Origin of the sequence: Pseudomonas sp. EA_15y_Pfl1_P101 (genome assembly GCF_963970835.1) — a bacterium.
GTDB classification, from domain to species: domain Bacteria; phylum Pseudomonadota; class Gammaproteobacteria; order Pseudomonadales; family Pseudomonadaceae; genus Aquipseudomonas; species Aquipseudomonas tritici.
This window is the reverse complement of record NZ_CAXAPA010000005.1, coordinates 139,965-157,959: the sequence shown is the minus strand read 5'-3', so window position 1 is coordinate 157,959 and position 17,995 is coordinate 139,965. Positions and strand designations below refer to the sequence as shown.

Genomic DNA, 17,995 nt, shown 5'->3' with positions numbered 1-17,995 from the left:
TTCCACGGACGTCTTGGCCGGCAATTTAGGCCGTGACGGCCACCCAAGCAAGCGCTTGGCTAAAACTTGTGAACGGAGTTTACAAACCAAGCGCTTGCTTGGTAGGCTCGCTAGCAGCCATTCGAGGAAGGATTTCTCATGAGCAAGACGGTTCGTATCGGCTGCGCCAGCGCCTTCTGGGGCGACACCTGTACCGCTGCCGCGCAGTTGGTGCACGGCGGTGAGCTGGATTACCTGGTCTTCGACTACCTGGCGGAAGTCACGATGTCGATCCTGGCCGGTGCGCGGATGAAAGATCCCCAGGCCGGCTACGCGACGGATTTTGTCGAGGTGCTCACGCCGTTGCTGGGCGATATCCAACGCCAGGGCGTCCGTGTGATCAGCAACGCTGGCGGCATCAACCCCCAGGCCTGCGCCGCCGCTCTGCAAGCAGCCTGTGACAAGGCGGGCGTTGAACTGAACATCGCCGTGCTACTGGGCGATGACCTGCAACCCCAGCTCAAGCAGCTGCACGGCATCACCGATATGTTCAATGGCGCACCGCTACCGCCGATGTGCCTGTCCGCCAATGCCTACCTCGGCGCACCGGGCATTGCACAGGCGCTGGCATTGGGCGCGGACATCGTCATTACCGGCCGCGTGGTGGACAGCGCGGTGGTCAGCGCGGCGTTGGTGCATGAGTTCAACTGGTCCTGGCAGGATTACGACCGCCTCGCCCAGGCCGCACTGGCCGGGCATATCATCGAATGCGGCGCGCAGTGCACCGGCGGCAATTTTACCGATTGGCGCGCGGTACCGGACTACGAGCACATCGGTTTTCCTATCGTAGACGTCAGCGACGACGGCCAGTTTATTGTGAGTAAAGTCGACGGCAGCGGTGGGCTGATCAGCGAACTCAGCGTGGCCGAACAGTTGCTGTATGAAATCGGCGATCCGCATGCCTACCTGCTACCGGATGTAATCTGCGATTTCAGCCAGGTCAAATTGCAGCAGCAAGGTAAGAACCAGGTACGCCTGCATGGCGCCAAGGGCTCGCCCCCAACCGCCCAGTACAAAGTCAGCGCCACCTACCCGGAGGGTTTTCGCTGCACCGCCAGTTGCCTGATCGCCGGGATCGATGCGGTGGCCAAGGCCGAACGGGTCGGCCAGGCGATCATCAACAAAACCTCGGAGCTGTTCAGCCAACGCGGCTGGGCGCCCTATACCGAGGTGAATATCGAACTGCTGGGCAGCGAAGCGACTTATGGCGCCCATGCGATGCGCCAGGACTGCCGCGAAGTGGTGGTGAAATTGGCGGTGCGACACCCCAGTAAACAGGCGCTGGTGCTGTTCGCCCGCGAGATTGCCCAGGCAGCCACCGGCATGGCGCCAGGGCTGACCGGCATCGTCGGCGGGCGGCCAACGGTGTATCCGCTGATTCGGCTGTTTTCGTTCTTGATCGACAAATCCGTTTGCGAACTGGAAATCGACCTCCGGAGCGGACGCCACACCTGCGCACTGCCGATTGCCAACGCCCCTACCCTGCCCGCTGCGCCGGTCGCCCCACCCAAACCCCAAGGCCTTGCCGACGCCAGCGTGCCCTTGGTGAAACTGGCCGTGGCGCGCTCCGGCGACAAGGGTAACCACAGCAATATCGGCGTGATCGCCCGCGATCCCGACTACCTGCCGTGGATCGCCGAAGCGCTGACCCCGCAGGTGATTGTCGATTGGATGGGCCACGTACTGGATCCCGTTCATGGCCGCGTCGAGCGCTGGTATTTGCCCGGCAGCCACAGCCTCAACTTTTTGCTGGAAAACGCACTCGGTGGTGGCGGCATCGCCAGCCTGCGCATTGACCCGCAAGGTAAAGCCTTCGCCCAGCAACTGCTGGAAATCCCGATTGCGGTGCCGCAGCACATAGCCGATCAACTTGTATAACAGGAGCGTTGCCGTGGCCTTCGACTCGATCTTCAAAGCCGACCTGTTCCAGGGGCAGACCGTGATTGTCACCGGCGGTGGCAGCGGGATTGGCCGTTGCACTGCACACGAATTGGCAGCCTTGGGCGCCCAGGTGATTATGGTGGGACGCAAGCCGGAAAAGCTGCAAGCGGTCGCAGCGGAAATCGCTGAAGACGGTGGCATCGCTCATTGGCAGGCCTGCGACATTCGTGATGAAGAAGCCGTGAAGACGCTGGTCAGCCAGATCCTGAACGAACACGGCGAGGTCCACGGCTTGGTAAACAACGCCGGCGGCCAGTACCCGTCACCGTTGGCCTCGATCAACCAGAAAGGCTTTGAAACCGTGCTGCGCACCAACCTGGTCGGCGGTTTCCTGATGGCCCGTGAAGTGTTCAACCAATCCATGAGCAAGCATGGTGGTGCCATCGTCAACATGCTCGCGGACATGTGGGGCGGCATGCCCGGCATGGGCCACTCGGGCGCGGCGCGCGCCGGCATGGACAACTTCACCAAGACCGCCGCCGTTGAGTGGGGTTGTGCCGGCGTGCGAGTCAACGCCGTCGCGCCGGGCTGGATCGCTTCCAGCGGCATGGACACCTACGAAGGCGCCTTCAAGGCAGTGATTCCAACCCTGCGCGAACATGTGCCGCTCAAGCGCATCGGCACCGAGTCGGAAGTCAGCGCGGCCATTGTCTTCCTGCTCAGCCCCGCCGCCGCCTTTATCAGCGGTAGCACCCTGCGCATCGACGGCGCCGCCAGCCTCGGCAGCCGCGCCTGGCCGTTGCACAAGGCGCAACCGCCGAGCGAACCGTTCAACGGCTTCCACCGCGCCTACCTGCCGGATGTGCTCAAGGCGGAGAAATAAGCCATGCCAGTGATTGAATCCCTGATCGATACCCACAGCCCACCGTTCGCGCAGAACCGCGAAGCCATGCTCGCCGCCATCGCTCACGTGCGCGAACTGGAACACACCCTGCTGAGCAAGGCACAGGACGCCAAGCCCAAGTTCGACAAGCGCAGCCAACTGCTGCCCCGCGAGCGCCTCAACCTTTTGCTGGACCCCGGCGCGCCGTTTCTGGAGCTGGCCAGCCTGGCCGGCTACAAGCTGCACGACGACAAGGACGGCAGCGCCGCCGGCGGTGGGTTGATCGCCGGGATCGGCTACGTCAGCGGCGTGCGCATGCTGGTGGTGGCCAATAACAGCGCGATCAAGGGCGGCACCATCTCCCCCACGGGCTTGAAGAAATCCCTGCGCCTGCAACAGATCGCCATGGAGAACAAACTGCCGGTGGTGACCCTCGCCGAGAGCGGCGGTGCCAACCTCAACTATGCCGCCGAGATTTTCGTCGAGGGCGCGCGCAGCTTTGCCAATCAGGCGCGCATGTCGGCCATGGGCTTGCCGCAGATCACCGTGGTGCATGGCTCGGCCACGGCGGGCGGTGCGTATCAGCCGGGGCTGTCGGATTACGTGGTGGTGGTGCGCGGCCGGGCCAAACTGTTCCTCGCCGGCCCGCCGCTGCTTAAAGCCGCGACCGGCGAAGTGGCGACCGATGAAGAACTGGGCGGCGCCGAGATGCACGCACAAACGGCCGGCACCGCCGAATACTTGGCGGAAAATGACGCCGATGGCGTTCGCATCGCACGTGAGATTGTCAGCCTGTTGCCTTGGGACGATCGCCTGCCGCTGGCGCCGAAACGCGCCTTCGCAGACCCGCTGTACCCCATCGAAGAACTGCTGGGCCTGATCCCCGATGACCCGAAAAAACCCTACGACGTGCGCGAAATCCTCGCGCGCCTGGCAGACGGCTCGCAGTTCCTCGAATTCAAAGGCGAGTTCGACGCCCACACCCTCTGCGGCCACCTGCACATCCAGGGCCGCGCCGTCGGTGTGATCGGCAACAACGGCCCCATCACGCCGAAGGGCGCGAGCAAGGCCGCGCAATTCATCCAGCTCTGCGACCAAAGCCGCACACCGCTGCTGTTCCTTCACAACACCACCGGTTTCATGGTGGGCACCGAGTCGGAACAACAAGGTGTGATCAAACACGGCGCAAAGATGATCCAGGCGGTGGCCAATGCCCGCGTGCCTAAACTCACGGTGGTGGTGGGCGGCTCTTATGGCGCCGGCAACTACGCGATGTGCGGCCGCGGCCTGGACCCGCGCTTTATCTTCGCCTGGCCCAACAGCCGCACGGCGGTCATGGGTGGCGCGCAGGCAGGCAAGGTGCTGCGGATTGTCACCGAGGCCAAGCAGTTGAAGGACGGCCTGGTGCCGGACCCCAAGGTGCTGGATATGTTGGAGCAGGTCACCGCGCAGAAGCTCGACAGCCAGTCCACCGCGCTGTACGGCAGCGCCAACCTGTGGGACGACGGGCTGATTGATCCACGGGATACGCGGACCTTGCTGGGCTTTTTGCTGGATACCTGCCACGAGGCCGAGGTGCGTGAGTTGCAAGCCAATACTTTCGGTGTAGCGCGTCTCTAAATTTCGCCGGGACGCTGCGCGTCGCGATCAGGAGAACAAGAAAAATGATCTTCACCCAGGAACACCAGGAACTGCGCCGCACCGTGCGTGCCTTCGTCGACCGCGAGATCAACCCCCATGTGGATGAATGGGAAAAAGCCGGCCGCTTTCCCATCCACGAGATCTTCCGCAAGGCTGGCGACCTCGGCCTGCTGGGCATTTCCAAACCGGAGACATTCGGCGGCATGGGCCTGGACTACAGCTACTCTATCGTCGCCGCCGAAGAGTTCGGCACCATCTGTTGCGGCGGTATCCCCATGTCCATCGGCGTGCAAACCGACATGTGCACCCCCGCCCTCGCCCGCTTCGGCTCCGATGAACTGCGCGACGAATTCCTCCGCCCGGCCATCAGCGGCGAACAGGTCGGCTGCATCGGCGTCTCGGAAACCGGCGCCGGTTCCGACGTGGCCGGGCTCAAGACCCATGCGCGCAAAGACGGCGACGACTACGTGATCAACGGCAGCAAAATGTGGATCACCAACTCGCCCAGCGCCGATTTCATCTGCCTGCTGGCCAACACCTCCGACGACAAACCGCACATCAACAAATCACTGATCATGCTGGCGATGAACACCCCCGGCATCAGCGTCAGCCCGCCCCTGGAAAAACTCGGCATGCACAGCTCCGAGACCGCGCAGGTGTTTTTCGACAACGTGCGCGTACCCCAGCGCAACCGCATCGGCCACGAAGGCGCAGGCTTCATGATGCAGATGCTGCAGTTCCAGGAAGAGCGCCTGTTTGGCGCGGCCAATATGATCAAGGGCCTGGAACATTGCATCGACAGCACCATCGACTACTGCAAAGAACGCCAGACCTTCGGCAAGGCGCTGATCGACAACCAAGTCATCCACTTTCGCCTGGCCGAACTGTCCACCGAAATCGAATGCTTGCGCGCGTTGGTCTACCAGGCCACCGAGCAATACATCAAAGGCCAGGACGTAACGCGCCTGGCCTCCATGGCCAAGCTCAAGGCCGGGCGTCTGGGCCGCGAAGTCAGCGACAGTTGCCTGCAATACTGGGGCGGCATGGGCTTTATGTGGGACAACCCGGTAGCGCGCGCATACCGCGATGTGCGGCTGGTGTCGATTGGCGGCGGCGCCGACGAAATCATGCTGGGCATCATCTGCAAACTGATGGGCACCCTGCCGGGCAAAAAATCATGAATACCTTGCTGCTGGAACCGCACAACGGCGTGCTGCACATCACCCTCAACCGACCGGAAAGCCGCAATGCGATGAGCCTGGAGATGGTCAACGAACTGCGCGCCGTAGTGGCACAACTGGACGGCCAGGTGCGCGCGCTGGTAATCAGCGGCGCGGGCGGACATTTCTGCGCCGGGGCCGATGTGAAGGACCTAGTCACTGCGGACAACCAACTACAGGCGCTGAATCGAGCGTTTGGCACGTTACTGCAAGAAGTGGAAGCGGTGCCGCAAGTAGTGATCGTGGTGCTGCAAGGCGCGGTGCTGGGCGGTGGGTTCGGGCTGGCGTGTGTGAGTGATATTGCGATTGCGGACCACCAGGCGCAATTCGGATTGCCGGAGACCAGCCTGGGATTGTTGCCGGCGCAAATCGCACCGTTTGTGGTCAAGCGCATTGGCCTGACCCAAGCGCGGCGACTGGCGCTGACGGCGGCGCGGTTTGATGGTGTGGAAGCGCAGCGGCTGGGCGTCGTGCACTTCACCGAGCGCGACCCGCAGGCGTTGGCAGAGCGCTTGGATGAGGTATTGGGGCAAGTGCTGCGGTGCGCGCCGGGGGCGAATGGGCGGACCAAATCCCTGATGCTGGCCAGTGTCGATGAGCCGCTTGAGGCTGTGCTGGATCGAGGCGCGCAGTGGTTTGCCGAGGCGGTGAGGAGCGAGGAAGGGATTGAGGGGACGCAGGCGTTTGTGCAGAAGCGCAAGCCGGGGTGGTGCAGATAACGCCTTCGCAGCGGTGCGGCGATCCGACAAGCCAGCTCCCACAGGGGAATGCATTCCAAATGTGGGAGCCTGGTTCAACCCAGCCCCCACAACTGCGCTTTTGATCTACACCACTCAGGCCGGCTGTCAGGCCGCCGTGCTTTTGATTTTGATCTCAGGCGCCCCGTCAAACACGCTGGCCGAACGCAGGCTTTGGAGCGTGGGTAACCCGGCAGGACGCCGGGTTAGCCGCGCTGGGCCAAGGAGGGCCCATCGCGGCGGCCCACGCTCCAAAGCCTTCGTTCGGGCACACCGAGCCTAGGCGAGGTGCCGAGTGTTGGGGCGAAGGCCTTTTGGTTACTTTTGGGCCTTTCCAAAAGTGACCCGCTGTAAGAGCGGAACCAATTGTGGCCGTTACCTAAATAACGGATATGTACCCGGAGCAGAAAATGCCAAAGTTCACCAAAATCCTGATCGCCAACCGCGGCGAAATCGCCTGCCGCATCCAACGCACCGCCCAAGCCCTGGGCTACCGCACGGTCGCGGTCTACAGCGACGCCGACACCCAAGCCCTACACGTCCAAATGGCCGACGAAGCCGTCCACATCGGCCCCTCCCCAGTCCACCAGTCGTACCTGAACATAGAAACCATCATAAACGCCGCCAAACGCACAGGCGCCGACGCCATCCACCCCGGCTACGGCTTCCTCTCCGAAAACCCCCATTTCGCCCGCGCCTGCCAACACGCCAACCTGACCTTCATCGGCCCCAGCGTCGAGGCCATCGAACTGATGGGCAGCAAACGCCAATCCAAACTCGCCATGCTCGAAGCCGGCGTCCCGTGCATCGCCGGCTACCAAGGCAGCGCACAGGACGACACCACCCTGCAGCAACAAGCCGAGCGCATCGGTTACCCTCTCATGATCAAAGCCAGCGCCGGCGGCGGCGGTCGCGGCATGCGCCTGGTGCACCACCCAAAAGACCTGTTGAACAACCTGCACAGCGCCCGCTCCGAAGCCAAAAATGCCTTCGGCAGTGACGAACTGATCCTCGAACAAGCCCTGATCGACCCACGGCACGTCGAAATCCAACTGTTCGGCGACAGCCACGGCAACCTGATCTACCTCGGCGAACGCGACTGCTCGATCCAACGCCGCCACCAGAAAGTCATCGAAGAAGCCCCCTGCCCCGTCATGACCCAAGCACTGCGCCAAGCCATGGGCGAAGCCGCCCTGAAGGCCGGGCGTGCGGTGAATTACGTCGGTGCGGGCACCGTGGAATTCCTGCTTGACCGCCACGGCCAGTTCTACTTCTTGGAGATGAACACCCGTCTGCAGGTGGAGCACCCGGTGACCGAGCTGATCACCGGGCTGGACCTGGTGGATTGGCAATTGCAGATCGCCGCCGGCCAAACGCTGCCGCTGACACAAGCCGACGTCACCCTGGGTGGCCACGCCATGGAAGTGCGCCTGTACGCCGAAGACCCGGCGCAGGGCTTCCTGCCGCAAACCGGCGAAGTGCTGCGCTGGGAACCGGCCGTGGGCGTGCGCATCGATCATGGCGTGGTGGAAGGCCAGCGCATCAGCCCGTTCTACGACCCGATGCTGGGCAAGATCATCGCCCATGGCGCCACACGTGAAGAGGCGCGGCGCAAACTGCTGCGGGCGGTTGAAGACACCCTGTTGCTAGGGGTCGCGACCAATCGGCAACTGTTGGCCGATATGCTCAAGCACCCGGACTTTATCGCAGGGAATTTCAGCACCGGATTTATCGCAGAACACTTCAACGAAGTCCTGCCCCAGTCCGCATCAATAGACCAACTCGCCCTGGCCGCCGCGCTGTTTTACACACACAGCGCCGACCAGCATGCTCAAGCCCTGGCGGGATGGCGCAACACCGCCAGCGCCCCCTGCACCTATCGCCTTGAAATCAATGGCGAAATCCACACCGTCAGCGCTGACCCGCTGCCACTCACCACCGACGGACGCTACGCCACCGTGGTACTCAACGGCATCCGCCGCCGCGTTGCCTATCACCTTGACGGCAACCAACTGTGGCTACCCGGCCTCACGGTGACTAACCGCAGCCAGCAAGTCGCCGGCCGCCAGGCCGACGCCAGCAGTGGCACAGTCAAGGCACCGATGGACGGCGCCATCGTCGATGTGCGGGTTTGCGCTGGCGACAACGTGACCAAAGGCCAACTGCTGCTGGTGCTCGAAGCCATGAAAATGGAGCATCCACTGACCGCCGGCATCGACGGCGTGATCAAGGGCGTGCAGGTAATTGCCGGAGATCAAGTGCGCAATCGTCAGGTTTTACTGGAGATCGAATAGCCCCTAGGCGGAACTACACGGCCGGGCTACGCTCTATCCCCAACAGAAAAGGAAGAGTACGGGAACCTGCGCGATGCCTCATTGGCTGATTATTGACCTTGAAGCCACAACGGATGAAGGCGGCTGGCCCGTGACGGAGATGGAAGTCATCGAGATCGGCGCGAGCCTGGTCAACCGCCAGGGGCGCGAGCTGGATCATTTCCAGCGCTTTGTACGCCCGCTGCGCCGGCCATTGCTGACGCCATTCTGTCGCCAGCTGACGCACATTACCCAGGCAAACATCGATGGCGCGGCGCCGTTCACCGAGGTGTGGCCGCTGTTCGAACGCTGGCTCGGCCAGCATCAGCCGCGCCTGGAAGGCTGGGCCAGTTGGGGCGATTACGATCGCAAGCAGCTGGAGCTGGAGTGGCAGCGCCATGGCTTGGCCAGCGCGCTCGCCAACACGCCCCATGTAAACCTCAAGCAGCGCTTCGCCAAGGCCCGACGCCTGGACAAGCCGCCGGGCCTCAACGGCGCCCTGCAATTGGCGGGCATGCAGTTCCATGGCCAGCAGCATCGGGCGTTGGAGGATGCGCGCAATACGGCGCGCCTGTTACCGCTGATTCTGCCGGCCTAGGCAGCTCCCCTGCCCTTGGGCATACTGGCCGACCTTTCCAGACCCTTTTCCGAGGAATCGCCCATGTTTAAAGTCAACGAGTACTTCGACGGCACCGTCAAGTCGATCGCTTTCGGCACTGCAGAAGGTCCGGCGACCATCGGCGTAATGGCCCCGGGTGAATACGAGTTCGGTACGGCGCAGCGTGAAATCATGCACGTGGTCTCTGGCGCCCTGACCGTCAAACTGCATGACGCCAACGGCTGGGAAACCTTTGCTGCCGGCAGCCAGTTCAACGTACCGGCCAACAGCAAGTTCCAGCTCAAGGTCGCCGTGGACACCGCTTATCTGTGCGAATACCGCGGGTAAGGGTTTTCCAAGGCTCAAAAAAATGCCCGTCTCCTGCGAGACGGGCATTTTTTATGGGCGGGTGAATCACTCGAGAAGGGTCACCGGCATTCCAATCTCGAGCCGCCCAATGCCGTCATTGACTAGGTTCTGGCCGAAAATCGCGCCATCCTCAGTCTTGCGATAAGTCTCCAGCGTTGCAAAAGGCTCGCGGTCGGCGCTGCGTTCGCCGGTGTGCGGGTCGATGGTGGTAAGAATGCAGCGCGAGCACGGCTTGACCGCACGGAACTCCACATCGCCAATACGCAGGCGTTTCCAGCCGTCTTCGGCGAAGGCTTCGCTGCCTTCGATCACGAGGTTGGGACGAAAGCGCAGCATTTCCATGGGGCGGCCGATGCGTTGCGAGAGGTCGTCCAGGGAGGCCTGGCTGATCACGAGCAAGGGGTAACCGTCGGCAAACGCGACCTGGTCATCGTCCTTGCCGTAACCGGCCTGGGTGGTACGGGCGCGTTCCAGGGGGATGTGTACCAGTCGCGTCGGTTTGCCGATAAAGTCACTGACCCAGGCAGCCGCCGCGTCGCCTGCGTCCGGCACACGCAGGGTGTCCCGCCAGATGGTCACACCACGCAACTCGTCGTCGCTGGCCGGCAGCGCCACGTCCAGCGGCGTGTAGCCAGGCGAACTCAGGGTGAGGCCACCGCGGCTGTTCCAGAGCGCCGACAGTTGGCTCATCTTAGCCACGGCGCGCTGTGTGAGGAAACGCCCACTGGCTTCATCCACCAGCATCCAGCGTCGATCCCCGTCCACACCGAGTTTATCCAGGCCGACCTGTTGCAGTATTTCGGCCTTGCCGGACTTCAAAGGGTAACGGTACAACGCGCTGAGACGAAGCATGGGCCTGCATTCCTTGACGAGCAAAGACCATACTATAACCGCTCACTACACGGCGGGCACTTCGTCCAGCATCAGACGTTGGCGCACCACATCCACCAGCTTGTCAGGCTGGAACTTGGACAGGAAGTTGTCACAGCCGACCTTCTTCACCATCGACTCGTTGAAGCTGCCCGACAACGAGGTGTGCAGCACCACGTAGAGGCTGCGCAGGCGTGGGTCATTGCGGATCTCGGTGGTGAGGCGGTAGCCGTCCATCTCGGGCATTTCGGCGTCGGTGAAGATCATCAACAGCTTGTCGGTCATCACCTGGCCGTTGTCGGCCCAGGCCTTGAGCATGTTCAATGCCTTGAGACCATCGCTGGCGATGTGCATCTTTACGCCCAGTTGGCCGAGGGTGTCGCGCAGTTGCGAGAGGGCCACGTTGGAGTCATCCACCAGCAGCACTTCACGGCCACGGGCGCGTTCCAGCACGGGGTCTTCGAGTTTTTCACGGGAGACCTTGGCGTTGTACGGCACGATCTCAGCCAGGACTTTTTCCACGTCGATGATTTCCACCAACTGGTCGTCGACCTTGCTGATGGCGGTGAGGTAATGCTGGCGCCCGGCGCTGGCTGGCGGCGGCAGGATGGCTTCCCAGTTCATATTGACGATGCGTTCCACGCCGCCCACCAGGAACGCCTGCACCGAACGGTTGTACTCGGTGACAATAATAGTGCTGTTGGGCCCCGGCACAAGCGGGCGCATGCCGATGGCCTGGGACAGGTCGATCACCGGCAGCGTCTGGCCCCGCAGGTTGACCACGCCGCATACGAACGGGTGGCGTTGCGGCATCAACGTCAGCTTGGGCAGTTGCAGGACTTCCTGCACCTTGAACACGTTGATCGCGAACAGCTGCCGCCCGGCCAGGCGGAACATAAGGATCTCAAGGCGATTCTCACCCACCAGTTGCGTGCGTTGATCTACCGTGTCGAGAATGCCGGCCATTAAAAGCTCCTGATGCGCTAGGGGATTGTGCAGTTCACATAACGGTTGTTATCGGCGGCGAGCGCCAGACCTTGACCCCTGTAAAATGCCACGTAAATGCATTGATGTCACACTGACATCATGGTTTACTGCTCGGGCTCTACAAATAGCGGTGCAGCGACGTTGCGCGACATTAAGTTCGACGCAAGGTTCCGCCATGTAAGGGATTCCCCTATGCACAATCAGGCCCAACCTGATATTCGCAATATCTAATAGCCATTAATGTGACGCCATTCTCAATGCATGAATGGAGTCAGGCTTTTGTTTGCCATCCCAAGCCCTCAGCACGCGGGTCTTTCAGACACTCAGATGTCGGCACTTGAAGGTGTGCAATTGACCCCGTTCACCAGGGCCGCGCACAGCCGTCGCTGTCACTCTAATAAACGTCCTACTAAAATCTCAGAACCAACCTACAGATTTCAGTCATATTTCAGCGCTACTTTTAAGCCATTCACCCGGTGCGACATCTCATCACCCGACCTTATGTTGTGGAGACTTGCATGATGAACGACGGTAGAGAGTGGCAACTTGCACTTCCCGAATTCCTGCACGAGGCGGAAAAGCTGCTGGCCAAATCGGAGGAATGCCTGAGCCACCTGCATTTGATCCGAAACGACAGTGACGCCATCGACTGCATAAAGGTCAGCCTGATCAAGCTCGCCGAGAGCGCCGATGACCTTGCACTGCAGGCGATCAGCGAGTTCTCGCGGCATATCCAGTACCTGATCGCCAACGCCGAGAGCCCCTTGCAGTTGCATGATCAAGCCTTGGACGCCTTGGAAGAGTGCTTGACATTGCTCGCCTGGCAGCTGGAGCTGATTGATGTAAGAACCGGCCAACTGGCATTGGATGAAGCGGAGCAAACGACGCTGATTGCTACGGTAACTCTGCATATTCCACAAAAGGATTTCAGCTTTAAACCTCAGCAGCGAATGCACAACATGTCTTGAGCGGATATCAGGTCGTGTATGAACCGGAAGTTATCTAAAAACGCCCCCCCACCCATCAAATGGAATTGAATCCCACTCACGCAATATCAATTAGCCAGTAACGGTAATAACGATACAAATTCACGGAAACAATATAACCCCTCACTTCATAAACTCCGGGAATACCGCCTGGAACATTTGCACGTTTAACAACCCATCCAGGCGACCAACGGCAATAGTGGTGGTATTATGCCCCGCTCGAAGTGCGCCCCCTTCATCATGCTTGAAAATGATTCGATAACGCATTCCAAACAGAGCCCTGTCAGCCGCCATGACCGGTCTTCCCGCAGCGAACCCTCATTGGCTCCATCCGCTATGTACGCCAGCCTCAAGACACTCATCGCAAGGTCCGCGTCCCGCAGCAATGCACGCCATTTGATCCTCGCCCTGTGCCTTGGCTCGCTGTTGCTGAGCCTCTGGACCTATACCCGTTCCGCGCCACTGCCGCTGCTGGTGATTGTGCTCAACCTGGCCATCCTGCTCGTGGTGGGCCTGCAACAGTGGCATTCGCGCAAATCCATCAAGTTCCAGCCCCAGGAACTGGCCGACCGCCTGCTGCAAGTCCAGGAAAACGAACGCCACCGCCTCAGCCGCGAGCTGCATGACGATATCGGCCAACTGCTCACCGCCGCCAAGCTGCAAAGCGAATGGCTCAAGCGCCGCCTGCCGGACGACCTGCAAAGCCAGTGCACGGTGCTGTGCAACACGCTGAATGAAACCCTGGCCAAGGTGCGCGACGTGTCTGCCATTCTCAACCCTCGCCAGCTGGCCAACCTGGGCCTGGAAGCCAGCCTGCGCGCGCACCTGCTCAAGACCCTGGAAAATACCCAGGTGTGCTGGAGCCTGGAATGCCAGCAACGGCTGACCGGTATCCCGGAAGAAATGGCGCTGGCGGCCTTTCGAATCACCCAGGAAGCGGTGACCAACATGCTACGCCACGCCCAGGCGGGTAACCTGCTGGTCCGCCTGCAACGCCTGCCCGAGGGCCTCTCGCTGAGTATCTGCGATGACGGCCAGGGTTTTTCGCCGGCCATCAACCCTGCCTTGGAAGGCCAACGGGGCATGGCCGGCATGTCCGAGCGGGTTGATCAGCTTGGCGGTTCATTATCCGTCAGCAGCCAGCCAGGCAAAGGGACACGGATCAACGCGCTTTTCCCCTGGGCGCCCCGCGCCCTCGATCGGGCCAGTTCCCCTAAGGTTATCGAGTGACCTGCAAATTACTCCTGGTGGATGACCACGCTTTGATCCGGGCCGGCGTACGCGCGCTGGTCCAGGACATTCCGGGCTACACCGTCATCGGCGAAGCCAGCGACGGTGCACAGCTACTTGAGCAGTTCAGCGCCTTGCTACCCGATATCGTGTTATTGGACCTGTCGATGAAGCACACCGGCGGCCTGGATGCCTTGCAGCAACTCAGGCGGGCCTACCCCAAGAGCCGCGTGCTGATCCTGTCGATGCACACCGACCCGGAATTGATCATGTGCGCGCTGGAATCCGGCGCCCATGGCTACCTGCTCAAGGACACCACCGCCAACGAGCTGGAACACGCGCTGCTGGCCTTGCGCAACAACGAACGTTACCTGAGCCCGGCGATTGCCCACACGGTGATCAACCAAGCGCTGGTGCGTAGCCAGGGGCCCGCCACGCCCGCCGCGCACAGCCATAACCTCACGGCGCGGCAGCTGGAAATCCTGCGCTTGATCGTGCGCGGCAAGTCCACCCGGGAAATCGCCCACGGCTTGGGCTTGAGCATCAAGACCGTGGAAGCGCACCGCTCGCAAATCATGAAACGCCTGCAGATTTTCGACGTGGCCGGCCTGGTGTTATTTGCCGTGCGCGAGCAGATCATCAGCCTGGACGACTAACGGCGAATCCACCGGCAGGTGCACGCGCAAGGCCTTGGGCAAGGCCTCGAAGTGCAGGTCGTCGCCCTTGAGCGGTTCACCGTCAAGGTTGATGTACAGGCCTTCAGCCCGTCTGATTTCAACCCATGGCAGGCGTGCCCGAACAAACATAGTGTCCAAGCCCCAACCATTGTTCATCAGCTCGCGAAGCGTGCCGACCACTTCCTGCGGCGCGGGCAGGATACTGACGTCCAGCAGACCATCATCCGCCATTGCACCGGGGCATAGCTCATGCCCACCACCCGCCTGGCGACCGTTGCCGATACCCAAAGCGAGCAACTCGCCCTTCCAGTGAAAATCGGGACCATCCAGCTCGGCGTAGGCGGCCTTCAACTCGCTGAAACGCGACAGGCCGGTGAACAGGTAAGCGGCACCGCCGAGCACCTTCTTCAAATCGTCGGAAGTATTGGCAGTGACCTGGCTGCCAAAACCGCCGGTGGCCATATTGAGGAAAATTTGCTCGCCCACCTGACCGAGGTCGATGGCCCGTGGCGGCACGTCCAGCAGCGCCAGGGCCTGGACGGGTTCCAGCGGCACACCGGCAGCCTTGGCGAAATCGTTGGCGGTGCCCAAGGGCATCAGCACCAGGCTGGCGTCGGTTTTGGCCCGGGCCATGGCTTCGGCCACATCACGCAAGGTACCGTCGCCGCCGCCAGCGATGATATGGGTGTAGCCGTCTGTGAGGGCTTCGCTGACCAGGCGCTGGGCGTCACCGCCCTCCCACGTCACCCGCACGGCGAGCTCGCCGCCCTGCTCGCGCCGGGCCTTCACCGCGTCGCGCACATCCTCGTTGAGGGCTTGCTTGCCGTGGAGGATCAACAGTGCCTTGGGGGTGGTCATGGGTGAGTTACTCCTGGCTTCAAAGGTGCTTGAAGGATGTGGACCTTTGGCGGGGAGAAAAAAGCCATGGAATGGGAAAATAATTGGATGACTGAGTACATATCCGTTTTTTAGGCAACGGATATGTACTCAAAACCCAATCAGCTCTTATGCAGCTTACTCATCAACTGCGCCTCAGCCTGAGTCAACCCACACGACTGCGTCAGCTCATCCACCGTAGCCCCCATCCCCACCAACTTGGCGGCCTGGGCAAACGACAGACTCGATGGATCCCGCTGCTCAATCTGCGCCAGCTTATCCGGCAACGGCGCAAGAATCGCGCGCAGTTCATGCACCTCATTCCCAACCTTCACCGCACTCTGCTGGAAATGATCGACCCGCTTTACCAACTCAAGCACGCGCCGGTCACGCACAGCATCGCGCTCGGCCTGCTGCAATAACAACTCGCGTTGCTGGCGCACATAGCGCAGCAGAAATGCCAACGTCCCGGCCCACAACAGGGCCAGGACAACTACCGCTGCTTCAAGAAACAATCAGATGTTCTCCAGATCCGACCATTCTTCTTCGCTCATCATCTTGTCCAGCTCAACCAGAATCAGCAGCTCGCCGTTCTTGTTGCACACGCCCTGGATGAACTTGGCGGACTCTTCGTTACCCACGTTCGGCGCGGTTTCAACTTCGGATTGGCGCAGGTAGACCACTTCGGCCACGCTATCGACCATGATCCCGACCACTTGCTTGTCGGCCTCGATGATGACGATACGCGTATTGTCATTGACTTCGGTGGACACCAAGCCGAAACGCTGGCGGGTGTCGATCACCGTCACCACGTTGCCGCGCAGGTTGATGATGCCCAGCACGTAGCTCGGTGCACCCGGTACCGGGGCGATCTCGGTGTAGCGCAGCACTTCCTGCACGCGCATCACGTTAATGCCATAGGACTCGTTGTCCAGTTTGAAGGTAACCCATTGCAGGATCGGATCATCCAAACCTTGTGCGGACGCTGACTTGTTCATACCACTGACCCCTTCAAATGCCGTTTTACACGGCGTGTGTGCTTCGCTGACCACATTCACATGCGGCCCTTATTGTTCAATCAACTACGTTTAGTTATTGGCATCGACTTGGCGGCGCCACTGGCGATCAACTCGGCCAGTTCGGAAACATCAAGCAACGCGCACATGTGTTCAATCACGGTGCCCGCCAGCCAAGGCCGTTGACCCCGATGGCTGCGCCATTTGATTTCGTTCGGGTCCAGGCGCAACGAGCGGCTGACTTGATGCACGGCCAGCCCCCACTCGTAGCCCTGCACCGAGATCACGTATTGCAAGCCTTGGCGGAAGTCATCACGGTAGCGGTCAGGCATGACCCAGCGCGCGGTATCGAGGACTTTCAAGTTGCCAGCCTGGCTGGGCAGGATGCCGAGGAACCACTCCGGTTGCCCGAACAGTGGCGTCAGTTCCTGGCCTTCCAGTGAATAAATCGAGCCCAGGCACACCAGCGGCACCGCCAGGGTCAACCCGGCGACGTCGAACAGCAGGCATTCAAACGGCTCTGCAGCCCAGCTCGGGCGGCCATCACCGGTCACCGGCGGCGGCGTGATGCTCGGCGGCAGGTGCACGTCCACCACCGGCTCGACCACGACGGGTGCGACCACCACAGGCGCGACCACAACCGACGTAATCGGCACCACGACCTGCGCATCTCGGGCTTGCTCTTCCAGTACCGCCAACTGGAATTCATCCAGCACGGCTAATGGCTCAACAGCCGGCTCCAGCACCAGGATAGGTTCCGGCAGTTCTTCCGCGGTCGCATCCTGCAGCAAGGCATCCAGGTAGGATTCCAGTGCCAGTTGCGGCCGGGTCTTGAGTTTGGTGGGCCGGTTCATCACGCCACCTGCGCCACAAGCTGCTGGGACAGCAGGTGCTTGAGCAATGCGCGGTAGGCAAGTACGCCACGGCTCTTGCCGTCGAACTGCGACGGTGTGAGGCCTGCACGGCTGGCGTCACGCAGGCGCGTGTCCACCGGGATGTAGCCGTTCCAGATGGTGTCCGGGTAGGCATCGCGCAATACGCGCAGGGTGCCGAGGGACGCCTGGGTACGACGGTCGAACAAGGTCGGCACGATGCTGTACGGCAGCGCCTGCTTGCGCGAGCGGTTGATCATCGCCAGGGTGCTGACCATGCGCTCCAGGCCTTTAACCGCCAGGTGTTCGGTCTGCACCGGGATCACCAGTTGTTGGCTGGCTGCCAGGGCGTTGACCATCAACACGCCAAGCAACGGCGGGCTGTCGATGATCGCGTAATCGAAGTCCTGCCACAGTTGCGCCAGGGTCTTGGCAATCACCAGGCCCAGCCCACTCTGCCCCGGCGACTGGCGCTCCAGGGTGGCCAGGGCGGTGCTGGAGGGCAACAAGGAAATGCTTTCGTTGCTGGTAGGCAGCAGCAGTTGGCCCGGCAAATCGGCCGGCACGCTGCCTTTGTGCAGGAACAGGTCGTAGTTGCTGTGTTCCAGCGCATCCGGGTCGTAGCCGAAATAGCTGGTCATGGAGCCGTGAGGGTCCAGGTCCACCACGACCACACGCTTACCCGCCTCAGCGAGCAAACCGGCTAAGGCGATGGAGGTGGTGGTCTTGCCGACTCCACCTTTTTGATTGGCAACTGCCCAGACTCTCATTCGGTTGGTTCCTCCCGGCGGGCACAGGCGC

18 protein-coding genes are annotated in these 17,995 nt (G+C 61.4%); 11 read left to right on the top strand and 7 right to left on the bottom strand.

What is annotated here, in order from left to right:
* The first annotated feature begins 138 nt into the window (after nt 1-138).
* From AACY36_RS09860 to ppnP, 8 genes are all read left to right on the top strand, one after another.
* Nucleotides 139-1,917 carry an acyclic terpene utilization AtuA family protein gene (locus AACY36_RS09860; RefSeq protein WP_339497016.1) on the top strand — a complete coding sequence of 593 codons (1,779 nt, stop codon included), beginning with the start codon at nt 139-141 and terminating at the stop codon, nt 1,915-1,917.
* A 13-nt stretch (nt 1,918-1,930) separates the two neighbouring features.
* Nucleotides 1,931-2,803: an SDR family oxidoreductase gene (locus AACY36_RS09855; protein WP_339416569.1), complete on the top strand. Its 873-nt coding sequence runs from the start codon at nt 1,931-1,933 to the stop codon at nt 2,801-2,803.
* Between the two features lie 3 nt (nt 2,804-2,806).
* Nucleotides 2,807-4,423 (top strand): geranyl-CoA carboxylase subunit beta, encoded by a 1,617-nt coding sequence (atuC, locus tag AACY36_RS09850; protein ID WP_339416571.1) that lies wholly within the window; start codon nt 2,807-2,809, stop codon nt 4,421-4,423.
* A 44-nt stretch (nt 4,424-4,467) separates the two neighbouring features.
* Nucleotides 4,468-5,625, top strand: coding sequence for a citronellyl-CoA dehydrogenase (gene atuD / locus AACY36_RS09845; protein WP_339497015.1), 1,158 nt, complete (start codon nt 4,468-4,470; stop codon nt 5,623-5,625).
* Nucleotides 5,622-6,383, top strand: a complete 762-nt coding sequence (locus tag AACY36_RS09840; protein ID WP_339427412.1) for an enoyl-CoA hydratase/isomerase family protein — start codon at nt 5,622-5,624, stop codon at nt 6,381-6,383. The genes atuD and AACY36_RS09840 overlap by 4 nt, the downstream gene beginning before the upstream one ends.
* Nucleotides 6,384-6,811: 428 nt before the next feature.
* Nucleotides 6,812-8,695 carry an acetyl/propionyl/methylcrotonyl-CoA carboxylase subunit alpha gene (locus AACY36_RS09835; RefSeq protein WP_339427411.1) on the top strand — a complete coding sequence of 628 codons (1,884 nt, stop codon included), beginning with the start codon at nt 6,812-6,814 and terminating at the stop codon, nt 8,693-8,695.
* Nucleotides 8,696-8,768: 73 nt separating this feature from the next.
* On the top strand, nt 8,769-9,311 hold the full coding sequence (locus AACY36_RS09830) for an exonuclease domain-containing protein (RefSeq protein ID WP_339416578.1): 543 nt from the start codon (nt 8,769-8,771) through the stop codon (nt 9,309-9,311).
* 63 nt (nt 9,312-9,374) lie between these two features.
* Nucleotides 9,375-9,659, top strand: coding sequence for a pyrimidine/purine nucleoside phosphorylase (ppnP, locus tag AACY36_RS09825; protein WP_339427410.1), 285 nt, complete (start codon nt 9,375-9,377; stop codon nt 9,657-9,659).
* Nucleotides 9,660-9,725: 66 nt separating this feature from the next.
* Here ppnP and AACY36_RS09820 read toward each other — a convergent pair whose 3' ends face one another.
* Together AACY36_RS09820 and AACY36_RS09815 are read right to left on the bottom strand one after the other, a co-directional pair.
* Nucleotides 9,726-10,532, bottom strand: a complete 807-nt coding sequence (locus AACY36_RS09820; protein WP_339427409.1) for an MOSC domain-containing protein — start codon at nt 10,530-10,532, stop codon at nt 9,726-9,728.
* 45 nt (nt 10,533-10,577) lie between these two features.
* Nucleotides 10,578-11,516, bottom strand: a complete 939-nt coding sequence (locus AACY36_RS09815) for a chemotaxis protein CheV (protein WP_339416582.1) — start codon at nt 11,514-11,516, stop codon at nt 10,578-10,580.
* A 539-nt stretch (nt 11,517-12,055) separates the two neighbouring features.
* On the opposite strand from AACY36_RS09815, the gene AACY36_RS09810 reads away from it, so the two are divergent.
* The 3 genes from AACY36_RS09810 (at nt 12,056) to AACY36_RS09800 (ending at nt 14,409) form a co-directional block, all read left to right on the top strand.
* Nucleotides 12,056-12,505, top strand: coding sequence for a hypothetical protein (locus tag AACY36_RS09810; protein WP_339427408.1), 450 nt, complete (start codon nt 12,056-12,058; stop codon nt 12,503-12,505).
* 354 nt (nt 12,506-12,859) lie between these two features.
* A complete protein-coding gene (locus AACY36_RS09805) occupies nt 12,860-13,753 on the top strand; it encodes a sensor histidine kinase (RefSeq protein ID WP_339436334.1) in 894 nt (297 codons plus the stop codon).
* Nucleotides 13,750-14,409, top strand: a complete 660-nt coding sequence (locus AACY36_RS09800; RefSeq protein ID WP_339416585.1) for a response regulator transcription factor — start codon at nt 13,750-13,752, stop codon at nt 14,407-14,409. Before AACY36_RS09805 ends, AACY36_RS09800 begins: the two co-directional genes overlap by 4 nt.
* Here AACY36_RS09800 and yegS read toward each other — a convergent pair.
* The 5 genes from yegS to AACY36_RS09775 form a co-directional block, all read right to left on the bottom strand.
* Entirely contained in the window at nt 14,368-15,288 is a 921-nt protein-coding gene (gene yegS / locus AACY36_RS09795) for a lipid kinase YegS (protein WP_339497013.1), read from the bottom strand. The genes AACY36_RS09800 and yegS overlap by 42 nt on opposite strands.
* A 140-nt stretch (nt 15,289-15,428) precedes the next feature.
* The gene (locus tag AACY36_RS09790) at nt 15,429-15,821 is read right to left on the bottom strand and encodes a DUF2802 domain-containing protein (RefSeq protein ID WP_339416587.1); all 393 of its coding nucleotides are present in this window, start codon (nt 15,819-15,821) and stop codon (nt 15,429-15,431) included.
* Nucleotides 15,822-16,304, bottom strand: a complete 483-nt coding sequence (locus AACY36_RS09785; protein WP_339416588.1) for a chemotaxis protein CheW — start codon at nt 16,302-16,304, stop codon at nt 15,822-15,824.
* Nucleotides 16,305-16,384: 80 nt separating this feature from the next.
* On the bottom strand, nt 16,385-17,176 hold the full coding sequence (locus tag AACY36_RS09780; RefSeq protein ID WP_339436302.1) for a CheW domain-containing protein: 792 nt from the start codon (nt 17,174-17,176) through the stop codon (nt 16,385-16,387).
* The gene (locus tag AACY36_RS09775; RefSeq protein ID WP_015885168.1) at nt 17,176-17,964 is read right to left on the bottom strand and encodes a ParA family protein; all 789 of its coding nucleotides are present in this window, start codon (nt 17,962-17,964) and stop codon (nt 17,176-17,178) included. Before AACY36_RS09775 ends, AACY36_RS09780 begins: the two co-directional genes overlap by 1 nt.
* Nucleotides 17,965-17,995 lie beyond the last annotated feature (31 nt).

What these genes read in the sequence shown, in the direction of transcription:
- AACY36_RS09860 (WP_339497016.1), top strand. Translation starts at nt 139, where the DNA reads ATGAGCAAGACGGTTCGTATCGGCTGCGCCAGCGCCTTCTGGGGCGAC.
- atuC (WP_339416571.1), top strand. Translation starts at nt 2,807, where the DNA reads ATGCCAGTGATTGAATCCCTGATCGATACCCACAGCCCACCGTTCGCG.
- atuD (WP_339497015.1), top strand. Translation starts at nt 4,468, where the DNA reads ATGATCTTCACCCAGGAACACCAGGAACTGCGCCGCACCGTGCGTGCC.
- AACY36_RS09840 (WP_339427412.1), top strand. Translation starts at nt 5,622, where the DNA reads ATGAATACCTTGCTGCTGGAACCGCACAACGGCGTGCTGCACATCACC.
- AACY36_RS09835 (WP_339427411.1), top strand. Translation starts at nt 6,812, where the DNA reads ATGCCAAAGTTCACCAAAATCCTGATCGCCAACCGCGGCGAAATCGCC.
- AACY36_RS09830 (WP_339416578.1), top strand. Translation starts at nt 8,769, where the DNA reads ATGCCTCATTGGCTGATTATTGACCTTGAAGCCACAACGGATGAAGGC.
- ppnP (WP_339427410.1), top strand. Translation starts at nt 9,375, where the DNA reads ATGTTTAAAGTCAACGAGTACTTCGACGGCACCGTCAAGTCGATCGCT.
- AACY36_RS09820 (WP_339427409.1), bottom strand. Translation starts at nt 10,532, where the DNA reads ATGCTTCGTCTCAGCGCGTTGTACCGTTACCCTTTGAAGTCCGGCAAG.
- AACY36_RS09815 (WP_339416582.1), bottom strand. Translation starts at nt 11,516, where the DNA reads ATGGCCGGCATTCTCGACACGGTAGATCAACGCACGCAACTGGTGGGT.
- AACY36_RS09810 (WP_339427408.1), top strand. Translation starts at nt 12,056, where the DNA reads ATGATGAACGACGGTAGAGAGTGGCAACTTGCACTTCCCGAATTCCTG.
- AACY36_RS09805 (WP_339436334.1), top strand. Translation starts at nt 12,860, where the DNA reads ATGTACGCCAGCCTCAAGACACTCATCGCAAGGTCCGCGTCCCGCAGC.
- yegS (WP_339497013.1), bottom strand. Translation starts at nt 15,288, where the DNA reads ATGACCACCCCCAAGGCACTGTTGATCCTCCACGGCAAGCAAGCCCTC.
- AACY36_RS09785 (WP_339416588.1), bottom strand. Translation starts at nt 16,304, where the DNA reads ATGAACAAGTCAGCGTCCGCACAAGGTTTGGATGATCCGATCCTGCAA.
- AACY36_RS09780 (WP_339436302.1), bottom strand. Translation starts at nt 17,176, where the DNA reads ATGAACCGGCCCACCAAACTCAAGACCCGGCCGCAACTGGCACTGGAA.
- AACY36_RS09775 (WP_015885168.1), bottom strand. Translation starts at nt 17,964, where the DNA reads ATGAGAGTCTGGGCAGTTGCCAATCAAAAAGGTGGAGTCGGCAAGACC.